General features: G+C 65.6%; 3 protein-coding genes and 1 pseudogene. All 4 read right to left on the bottom strand.

The window, feature by feature from the left end; all coding sequences use genetic code 11:
* Window positions 1-1144: chromate efflux transporter (chrA, locus tag Q0X16_RS05040; RefSeq protein ID WP_297831398.1), on the bottom strand; the 1144-nt coding region annotated here is incomplete at its 3' end.
* Entirely contained in the window at window positions 1144-1866 is a 723-nt protein-coding gene (arsH, locus tag Q0X16_RS05045) for an arsenical resistance protein ArsH (RefSeq protein WP_034398029.1), read from the bottom strand. The genes arsH and chrA, both read right to left, overlap by 1 nt.
* A complete protein-coding gene (gene arsC / locus Q0X16_RS05050; RefSeq protein ID WP_034397978.1) occupies window positions 1859-2281 on the bottom strand; it encodes an arsenate reductase (glutaredoxin) in 423 nt (140 codons plus the stop codon). The genes arsH and arsC overlap by 8 nt, the downstream gene beginning before the upstream one ends.
* Window positions 2282-2290: 9 nt before the next feature.
* Window positions 2291-2881 (bottom strand): annotated as a pseudogene (locus tag Q0X16_RS05055) (arsenical-resistance protein); the annotation flags it as partial.

Below are 2881 nucleotides of genomic sequence, written 5' to 3' on the forward strand. Positions count from 1 at the left end.
GCAAGCGTCCATAGACCAGCAGGCCGAAGGCGGCCAAGGCCAGAGCGAAATCGGTGCGTCCGTGGATGGCGCTCGTCCATACCGGGTCGTAGAGCGCGGACAGCAGGATGCCGACCACGCCTGCGTTGATACCCGCCATTGCAGCCTGGATGCCCTGGCGGTGGCGCAGCCGCTGCCAGAACGGCAGCGTGCCGATCAGCACGAGGAAGGCCGGCACGAAGATCACGACCAGCAGCACCAGTCCACCAAGCCAGCCGTGCAAGGGCCAGTCGGCCACAGTGCCGAGATAGGCCGCGAAGGTGAACAGCGGCCCCGGTACGGCCTGCGCCGCACCGTAACCGGCCAGGAAATCGGCATTGCCGACCGCGCCGGTCGAGCCGGTGACTGCTTGCAGCAGCGGCAACACAACATGGCCGCCACCGAACACCAGTGCGCCGGCGCGGAAGAAGCCGTCGATCAGCGCAGCCATCGTCGAGCCGCTGGTCGCCGCCCACAGCGGCAGACCAAGCAGCAACGCGGCTAGCAAGCCCAATGCCATCGCGCCTGTACGGCGCGACACCGCATATGAGGCCAGGTGCGCTGCCGGCAGCGGCGGCAGTTGCAGCCACCAGCGACCGATCAGGCCCGTCATGACGATGGCCGCGACTTGCACCCAGGCCGACGGCAGCAATAGTGTCAGCAACGCGGCCAGGATCGCTAGCGCGGCGCGGGGCCGGTCGGGGCACAGCGTTTTCGCCATGCCCCACACCGCTTGCGCCACCACGGCGACGGCAACCACTTTCAAGCCATGCACCCAGCCGGCTTCAGCGAGCGCGTGGTATTCGGAAATGCCGTAGGCGAACAGGATCAGTACGAGCGCCGAGGGCAACGTGAATCCGACCCAAGCCGCCAGTGCGCCCCACCCACCAGCACGGCCCAAGCCAAGCGCCATGCCGACCTGGCTGCTGGCCGGCCCCGGCAGGAACTGGCACAGCGCGACCAGATCGGCGTAGCTGCGATCGTCCAGCCAGCGGCGACGCTCGACGAACTCCGTGCGGAAGTAGCCCAAGTGCGCGATTGGCCCGCCGAAGGAGGTCAGCCCCAGCCGCAGAAAAACCAGAAAAACGCGCCAGGCGTTGTCGCGCTCTGCGGCTGGCTCTGGCATCAAATCGACTCCTGTTTCATGCGCTTGGACAACGCTTCGGCGCTTTCCTTGCGCTCGCTGTACCGATCCACCAGATACGGTGCCGCGTCGCGCGTGAGCAGCGTGAACTTCATCAGTTCTTCCATCACGTCCACAATGCGGTCGTAATAGGCCGAGAGCTTCATGCGCCCGGTTTCATCGAACTCCTGATATGCCTTGGCGACCGAAGACTGGTTCGGGATGGTCAGCATCCGCATCCAGCGACCCAGCACGCGCATCTGGTTGACCGCATTGAATGACTGCGAGCCGCCTGATACCTGCATCACTGCCAGCGTCTTGCCCTGGGTCGGGCGCACCGCTCCGGAAGACAGTGGAATCCAGTCGATCTGCGTCTTCATCAGGCCGGTCATCGCGCCGTGGCGCTCCGGCGAGCACCACACCATGCCTTCCGTCCATTGCGCCAGTTCGCGCAGTTCCTTGACCTTCGGATGATCGTCGCCGGCATCGTCCACCAGCGGCAGGCCCGACGGGTTGAAGAACCGTGTTTCGCCGCCGAGCGCACGCAGGATGCGCGCCGCTTCTTCGGCGGCAAGGCGGCTGTACGAGCGCTCACGCAGCGAACCGTAGAGCAGCAGGAAGCGCGGCGCGTGCGTGGCGCGTTCGGGTGTCAGGAGCCGTTCCTTGTCCGGCTGCTGGAACAGCGTGGCATCAAGGTTCGGCAGGCCGATACGAGTATCAGACACGCTGCCCCTTTGCATCCACTACCGCCTCGCCGTCTTCCTTGTTGAACGCGCCGCGCTGCGGATTCGGCAGAATGTCCAGCACGGTTTCCGAGGGGCGGCACAGCTTCGTGCCCAGAGGCGTGACCACGATGGGCCGGTTCATCAGGATCGGATGTTGCCCGATGGCATCGAGCAACTGATCATCCGTCCATTTCGGGTCGGCCAAGCCCAACTCCGCATAGGGCGTGCCTTTCTCGCGCAGCACCTCGCGCGCGCTCAGGCCCGCGTCCGCCAACAGCTTGACCAGCGTTTCACGCGTCGGTGGCGTCTTCAGGTACTCAATGACCGTGGGTTCCTCGCCGCTGTTGCGAATGAGGGCCAGCACATTGCGCGAGGTGCCGCAGTTCGGGTTGTGATAGATCGTGATGTTGCTCATGGGTTTCTCTCAGTTCGTTGCGTGGCCGCGCTCGTACCAGCCGCGCGAGCGGTTGACCACGCGCACCACCAGCAGCATCACCGGCACCTCGATCAGCACACCCACCACGGTGGCCAGCGCCGCGCCGGAATGGAAACCGAACAGGCTGATGGCCGCGGCCACGGCCAGCTCGAAGAAGTTGCTCGCGCCGATCAGGGCCGACGGGCCGGCGACGCAGTGTTGCTCGCCTGTCTTGCGGTTGAGCCAATAGGCCAAGCCGGAATTGAAGAACACCTGGATCAGGATCGGCACCGCCAGCATGGCGATGACCAGCGGCTGTTGCAGGATGGCCTGACCCTGGAAGGCGAACAGCAGCACCAGCGTCAGCAGCAGCGCGGCGATGGACAGCGGGCCGATGCGTTCAAGGGCGCGGTCAAATGCGGCCTGGCCCCGGCGCAGCAGCGCCCGCCGCCAGAGCTGCGCGACGATGACCGGGATAACGATGTAGAGCGCCACCGATATCAGCAGCGTGTCCCACGGCACGCTGATGGCCGACAAGCCCAGCAGCAGGCCGACGATGGGCGCGAAGGCGAACACCATGATGGTGTCGTTCAGCGCCAC

The organism is Thermomonas sp. (assembly GCF_025993755.1).
Taxonomy (GTDB): domain Bacteria; phylum Pseudomonadota; class Gammaproteobacteria; order Xanthomonadales; family Xanthomonadaceae; genus Thermomonas.